Origin of the sequence: Hydrocoleum sp. CS-953, assembly GCF_002260545.1 — a bacterium.
Lineage (GTDB): Bacteria > Cyanobacteriota > Cyanobacteriia > Cyanobacteriales > Microcoleaceae > Trichodesmium.
This window is the reverse complement of the sequence record NZ_LGSU01001194.1, coordinates 1-7,771: the sequence shown is the minus strand read 5'-3', so window position 1 is coordinate 7,771 and position 7,771 is coordinate 1. Positions and strand designations below refer to the sequence as shown.

General features: G+C 34.3%; 3 protein-coding genes and 2 pseudogenes. 3 read left to right on the top strand and 2 right to left on the bottom strand.

The annotated features are described in order from the left end of the window. The first annotated feature begins 284 nt into the window (after window positions 1–284). The 3 genes and pseudogenes from AFK68_RS19625 to AFK68_RS45755 all read left to right on the top strand — a co-directional run. Window positions 285–1,958: a glycosyltransferase family 39 protein gene (locus AFK68_RS19625; protein WP_094674361.1), complete on the top strand. Its 1,674-nt coding sequence runs from the start codon at window positions 285–287 to the stop codon at window positions 1,956–1,958. Window positions 1,959–1,967: 9 nt separating this feature from the next. After that, window positions 1,968–3,453 (top strand): annotated as a pseudogene (locus AFK68_RS45760) (ABC transporter ATP-binding protein/permease); the annotation flags it as partial. A 1-nt stretch (window position 3,454) separates the two neighbouring features. Beyond that, window positions 3,455–3,920, top strand: a 466-nt coding sequence (locus AFK68_RS45755; protein WP_371357459.1) for an ATP-binding cassette domain-containing protein, incomplete at its 5' end; no start/stop codon positions are given. Between the two features lie 1,343 nt (window positions 3,921–5,263). Here the strand turns inward: AFK68_RS45755 and coaE are convergent. Continuing rightward, a complete protein-coding gene (gene coaE / locus AFK68_RS19610; RefSeq protein WP_094674355.1) occupies window positions 5,264–5,899 on the bottom strand; it encodes a dephospho-CoA kinase in 636 nt (211 codons plus the stop codon). A 512-nt stretch (window positions 5,900–6,411) separates the two neighbouring features. Further along, a pseudogene (locus AFK68_RS19605) lies at window positions 6,412–7,456 on the bottom strand (IS701 family transposase). Between the last annotated feature and the right edge of the window lie 315 nt (window positions 7,457–7,771).

Below are 7,771 nucleotides of genomic sequence, written 5' to 3'. Positions count from 1 at the left end.
ATTGTCAAAACATTACAAGTGTCTTAGCTTGTTTGGTCAAAACTCCAAAATAACTTTTGAATTTTGAATTTTGACTTATTAGGGAGAGGAAAAAGAGTCCGAAAAGTATAAATCTTAAGAAAAAGAGTTTTTTTGCTCTACTTGAATAACGCCAGGTATATTCTCAAATATATTAAATTGCTGCATTATACCTAATCATACTCCCCCTGAACCCCAGATCATTTATTGGCTTGTTTTATTTATTAGAAAATTCGCCAAGTATTAAGTACAGGAGACACCACCAAATGAATTTAAGTCACATTCTCGAACATCTTAACAAAAGTTATATCAAGCTAGGAGCAGTTTTAGCCCTGATTACTTTGATTGGTCTTTCGACTGTAAATCATCATGGGATATCGGTTGACGAGCATCTATATCTTAAAATTGTTCAATGGAATTGGGAATTCATTCAGGAAGGAAAAACAATACCATCAGATTTGAAATTTTATGGAATTGTTTTTGATAAGGTGGCTGAAATCATTTTTCAAGTTAAGCATTGGCTCGAAACTCATTTATTTTCTCGTCCTCCCTTAGAACCATACCTGTCAGCAGTTGATTCAGAAATTATGGTTCTCGATCGCTTTTTAACTAAGCACATTTTTACCTTTTGTGTTTCTCTAATTAGCTACCTATCTGTCGCTGGAGGCATTACACTCCTTTATGGAAAAAAATGGGCTTGGTTAGCTCCTCTAATGCTCGCTCTTTTTCCGCGATTTTGGGGGCATAGTTTTTTTAATCCTAGAGATATTCCTTTTGCTGCTTTATTTAGCCTTTGTATTTATCTAGGAGCATATATTGTTGAAGAAATCAAACAAAACTCAAATTCACTATTTTTTTGGGGAATTCAGCGCACTAGCATTAGAGTGATCGGCTATGGTATTTTAGTAGGGTTGCTCAGTGGTATTCGGACTGGTGGGTTTATGATGTTGGGATTTGTAGGGTTGGTATCTTTAATATTAATTCCCCGAAACAATATAGGAAAATTTCTCAAATTTTACCTAGTTAATTATGTTTTAATGACGGTCAGTTGGGCAATCACTCTTTTCTGCGTTACCCCCTCTTCTTGGTCAAACCCTTTTCGTTGGTTTTGGGATGCCATCAGCTATTTTTCCCAGCATGAATGGCCTGGATTGGTTTTATTTAAAGGAGAATTTATTAAAGGTTCTGAAGTTCCCTGGAATTATCTTCCTACCTGGTTTCTGATTACGACTCCTTCACTGTTACTATTTTACTTTTTGTTAGGTTTAATTGGTCTAACCCGAAACTATCATCAATTTAGCGATCGCCAAAAAGCCTATAGTATTTTAGTTATCTTGCAAATATTCCTGTTACCAATGATTGCGATTATCAAAAGTTCCACCCTATATGATGGGTTAAGACACTTTATTTTTGTGATTCCAGGAATTGCTCTGATTACATCTGTTGGTTTAATTTGGAGTTATCAACAGATTGCTCAACCCAGGTTTAAAAGTTGGTTAGTAGGGGTAACTTTACTAGGAGTTCTGATTATTCTCTTTGATATGGTAACATTACATCCCTATGAATATATTTATTTTAACAGAGTTTTTGGTGGCTTAAAAGCTGCCCACGAGCAATATGAAACTGATTATTGGGGATTAAGTATGAGAAAGGGTATGGAATGGATTAATCAGAATGGGAAAAAAGGAGATATCGTAGTTGTTCCAAGAGTTTGGAGTTTATACTCAGCAAAACCTTTTGCTGAACCTGATTTTACGATCATTGATCAAAGTAAGTTAAAAAAAATAAAATTAGAACAACCAGATTATTATTTATTTTTTCATCGTTTCAAGTGGCAAGAAGATTTTCCAAGTTGCGATATTGTTTATTCCGTCACTCGTAAAGGTGTTCCGTTAACTACAGTCAAAGACTGTACAGCTAACAAAGTTGATTCATATTAAATATAGAAAATGAAAAATATAAAACTTTTTTTCCATGCTTTCCAGAGTTTTTGGTCAATTGGTAAACTATATTGGTGGGAATCTCCAGAGAAATGGCGAGCAATTGGTTTACTTATATTGCTGCTTTGTTTTCTCAGTTTAGATTCAACTATAGGAGTTAATCAACTAAAACAACAAGGAGAATTAATTTCTGCTTTAGTTGATTTGGACTCTGAGAGATTCTGGCAATCTGCATTTTTCTATATTGGTGCTTCGATTGTATTAGCTGTGACTGTTGCTACTTGGCAGTATATAGAAGATAAAATTCGTCTTTATTCTAGAGGGTGGTTGACTAAATTTTATTTAGATAAATATTTGCAAAATAATTGTTTTTATAAAGTCAATACTTTCTATCGAGAAATTGATAATCCAGACCAGCGAATTGCAGAAGATATTGCCTCATTTTGTCATCGTTCTATAACTCTATTTAGGCAGTTTACCTTGGCAATTATTAACCTGGTTCAATTTGGAATTTTACTTTGGGAAAAATCAAATTTCTTGGTTCTAATTTTAGTGATATATTCTCTCGGAGGTATGCTAATTACAACTATAGGTTTTGGTAAAATTTTGATTCCAATTAAAAAAGAACAACTGAAACGAGAGGCAAATTTTCGATTTAGTTTAGTGAGAATTCGAGAGAATGCTGAATCAATTGCTTTTTATAATGGAGCTAATAGAGAATTTACCTACATTCAACAGATATTTGCTCCAGTTTTAAGTATTTATAATAAAGTGATTACTTGGGAGAGAAACTTAGATATTTTTCAAAACGTATATGGTTATATTACCTGGATGTTACCAGCGTTAGTTATTGGTCCGAGAATTTTGGCAGGGGAACCAGGGTTGGAAGTGGGAGCAATACAAGAAGCGAATGGAGCTTTTGGAAAGGTCTTTAGATCCTTGAATATAATAGTTAGGATGTTTGAATTTCTCACCAGTTTTATCGCAGGAATTGAACGTTTAGAGAGTTTTGTCAAAGTTCTAGAAGAACCAAAAGTATCATCAGTAGAGGATAGTAAAACAATTGATACTGTTGAAGACTCACGTTTAAGCTTACAGCATCTTACTTTGCAAACCCCTAATTATCAAAGAACTTTAGTTAAAAATGTATCGATAGAATTACAACCGGGAGAAGGACTGTTAATTATGGGGATGAGTGGTGGCGGAAAGAGTTCTATTTTGCGAGCGATCGCTGGTTTATGGAATTCTGGCAGCGGAACAATTTACCGACCAAAATTAGAAGAGATTCTATTTTTGCCACAACGTCCTTATCTGATTTTAGGTTCCTTGCGAGATCAACTGTTATATCCACGGACTGACTTAAATATTTCTGATGAAGAAATTTATCGAGTGCTAAAACAAGTTAACTTACCAGACTTAGCTGAAAGACTTGGTGGTTTAGATACTGTTGAAGATTGGGATAATATGTTGTCAATGGGAGAACAACAGCGCCTAGNTTTGCCACAACGTCCTTATCTGATTTTAGGTTCCTTGCGAGATCAACTGTTATATCCACGGACTGACTTAAATATTTCTGATGAAGAAATTTATCGAGTGCTAAAACAAGTTAACTTACCAGACTTAGCTGAAAGACTTGGTGGTTTAGATACTGTTGAAGATTGGGATAATATGTTGTCAATGGGAGAACAACAGCGCCTAGCTTTTGCTCGTTTATTGCTAACTAAACCCCGTTATGCAATTTTAGATGAAGCAACGAGTGCCTTAGATGTGCAAAACGAACAAAGTCTTTACCAACATTTGCAAACTTTATCAACTACTTATATTAGTGTCGGACACCGACCTACCTTGTTGCAATATCACCATCAAGTTTTGGAAGTGCTAGGTGATGAAAGTTGGCGAGTGAGTTCTCCAGAAAATTATCAGTTTATGTCTAACACCACCTTTTTTTCCTCTAGGGAATAGCAAAAAATAGGTATTGTTCAATAATTGATAATTGATAATTGATAATGGATAATTGATAATTACCTATTCCTTTTAGGGAAAGGATTGAATAAAAGGAAAATAAATTCATTGTTTCTCCACGGCGAGTGAGAGGTTTTAAAGCTTAATTATTCGGTAATTGGTGGGATGATTTTCTACGCACAACTACAAACAAAAACTTTTTGATAACTAATTATCCGAAATATTTCTTCCTTCTTCCTTCTTACCGAAAAATAAGGGTTTAAAGTCTCTCCTTTACAGCGGTTTTCATTTCAGTAGACCACAGTAGGGACTAACCATGGTTAGTCCCTACAAGGTTTTGGTTGTGACGATGTAGTTTATCAATCTGAAAAGCACTGTAAAGGAGAAAAAAAATTCCCTTTTAACCAATCCTATTCTTTTCAAGAAGAGGTAATTATGCCATTTATCAAAAACTTTTATACATTTTGTTGAGTAGAGGAGTAGGGGATTTTAGGGACGTTTTGCTGCGCAAGATGTTTGCGGAGCATTCCGGAACGGAAAACGCAGTTTTGTTATGTAATGTCCGTGCAATAGAAGAAAACATAAGAATAATTAACATTAAACTAGCTAAAATAAGCAAAAAAAATCATTCTGATTGTATCGAAAAATTAATAACTGAAGTATCGCCCAAGTAGAGTAATAATGCATGGGAATTGGTATTATTAAGAAACTGTTTGTAAAAGGAATATTAAATCCAGGTGCAGGGTGGGGAGGGTGAGGCGACAATAATTATGAACCGGAACCAAAATTTAACTTTCCGCACCCCACCCACCGAAAATTAATCACTCTAACCCTCGTAATCTTTACTTGTGCATTCACTCTCTAATTATTAATTATTAATTATTAATTGTTAATTATTAATTATTAATTATTGAATTCTTACTTCTTCCTTGCTCTCAAAAAAACTAATTCCAGATGCTCTACCAATCTAATTGATAGTTAAATCAACTTGATTCGGGGGAGTACCTGGAATTAATTTGTGACTTGACTGTATAGTTATTAATTTTAAGTTACTAAACTACATTTTATCTCGTCCACTACCTCGTTCATTAAAAAATATCCGAATTGGAGTTAAAAACCTGTGGATATTTGAGGTTGAATTATTTAATTGTAAGCTGCAGAACTTGCGGGAGACCATCATAGAGATTATGATAGAAATATCAATAGATAAGTAGAGACTCATGGTAATTTTCCATTGTCCATACAAGGAGTTACTACTACTTAATACAAATGTTATGCAGTGGCTTCAGGATAAAAGGGGTAATAGCTTTTTATGAATTTAAGTGTTTATTTAGGCCAGAAACTCAATTATCCTGTGGGTAAGCGATCGCTGAGTCTACTTGTTTCAACAAGATTTCTAGGGTAGAGGAGTTATCCACAACTATATCCGCCTTTTGACATTTTTCTTCTAGGGACATCTGATTATTAATTCGAGTGTAAGCTTGTTGTTGAGTCAAGCAGTCACGTTTCATTAATCTTTCTATTTGTTTTTGGGGAGTAGCATATATAACCCAAATTTCTGTTACTAAGTCCGTCATCTTAGCTTCAAATAACAATGGTATTACTAATACTACTGTAGGGTTTTGATATTGTATAGAGTTTTTCTGCCCAGATTCACTATTTTTTACCATAAAATGCTGAATATTCTGCTCAAAGCGATCGCGAACATAAGGGTGAATCTTTTGCTCTAACCAATGTAACTCTTTTTTATCATTAAAAACAATCTCTCCTAATCTTCGCCTATCTAGGTTACCATTAGGTAAGACAATATTTTTACCATAGTGTTCTACTATACTCTCTAAAATTGATGAGCCAGGTTGCACAGCTTCCCGCGCATAAATATCTGCATCCCAAATTGGAAACTGGTAATTTTTACTCAAATAATTAGAGACAGTAGTTTTTCCCGTGCTAATACCGCCAGTTAAGCCAATTAGACGCATAATTTTTAAATCAAAAGTTAAAATTTAAAAGTCAAAAGTCAAAAACAAGATAAGTATTCAGCCGTCAGCTCTCAGCCGTCAGCAAAGAAAAAGATCGTCAACTAATTTTAATTAGTCCTGTACTTTGGCCAGACTATTAGCAGTCAGCAGTCAGCTAATAGCTGAATGCTTACAAAACAAGATTTTCTCGGCTCAAAACTTTGACGATATAATAACCTTAGCAAATTATTTCATATTCTATTTGTGACATATTTAAAAGTGAATTGTTATAGTTCGAGATTACTTCTGACTTGCGCGTAGCACTATAGAAGCGATTTGGTATCTTTGGAAAGGTTGAGGTTTTTGGCTCTTGAGTCAGGAGTGAGAGAAATAGAATAGAACAGGACTTACGCAAGGACACTATATATAGGGCATGGTAAATCAAGCGATATAGCTGCCGCTAGGCTCCGCCAACGCTAAAAAAAATTATAGCGATCGCCAAGCTTTGCTGATTATAAACAATCCATCAAAACTTAAATAACAGTCATTTTAATTGTAGGATATTTAAGTTCAGATACTAGATATTTAGACAATAGTTGATGTTTAAGATGATAAATAGTTATTCCTAAAAGAGTTGCCATTTTTTTCAAATGATTCCAGACTAACATAGCACAAGCAATATGATTTATTTGAATTTTTGCCCGACGACCCAATCCAAAATTCAAGTCCTGTTAATTGCTTAATTCTGGAGTGAAATTCTTCTATTTTCCATCTAGGCAAGTGACTCAAACTCTACATCATCTGTAGAGGATTGCTTCAAGTCATTAGTAGCAATATATTCTGCTGAAGTTTGTGGAAACAGTAGCCCAGAATAATTTGACTTTTTTATCTCACTGGAATTCCTTTAATCTTAATAACTTTTCCTGATTCTAATTCCAACTCATTCCATTTTAGTTCTTCCAGTTTTTGGTATTTTTTTACACCTCCACTGTCGTCTACTAAACGATTACTTTTTAACGGGCAATAATAAATATTACCTAAATTATCTATTAAGGCCATGAGTCTTTGGGTTGCATACCAGCTATCCATTAATACTTTTTTTACTGGTATTTTATTCTTTTTTACTACATTAACCATCATTTCTTCTACATGATCTATTTTACTTTTTTCATCAGTTTCTGGGTTATAAATACGATAATCTATTATCCTTGCATTGCTCTATGTGAGGATTAAAATATAAGCAATTAACTATTCCTATTCCACTCACTACTCCATGTTCATTGCCACTATACTGACGTCGTACAAGTGCCTCTTTCAGAGGAGCTTCGCTATCGATTTTTTGGGAATATTTTTTATTAATAACTGTATCATCAATGCAGCAAATAACTATCTTCAGTAGTTACAATTTCTTCTTTGACATTTTCCCACAAAATTTCTGAGCCTAAATCAATATTTTTGTATGGGACGGTTAATTTTATCGTGGCTAACTTGTTCGAGATGGTTGGCTAAATTTGTCAAGGTGTAATTTTTCTGACTGCTTATTAAATACTGACAATATTTTATATAATTAAAGTCCATTAAAAACTCTTCATAAAGAATTAATTTTATACTCAATAATCATACCAGACAATCTATATAAATCTCAATCAAATTTTTCAGTTTATGATAATTTTATTGTAGTTCAGGCGTTGGCGGAGCCTAGCGGCAGCTATATCGCTAAGAGGAACTTAGTCTAGATCGCTAATGTACAGAGAACCTTGAGGGTTAACACTATATGTAGTGCCTTTGCGTAAGTCCTGTAGAAGAAAAACACCCCTATTAATGTACCCTTATGCACCATCTTCCCCACTCTCCCACTCTCCCACTCCCCCCCTCTCCCCACACTGCCCACAC

Coding starts and splice junctions, on each gene's coding strand:
- AFK68_RS19625 (WP_094674361.1), top strand. CDS start 285: ATGAATTTAAGTCACATTCTCGAACATCTTAACAAAAGTTATATCAAG.
- coaE (WP_094674355.1), bottom strand. CDS start 5,899: ATGCGTCTAATTGGCTTAACTGGCGGTATTAGCACGGGAAAAACTACT.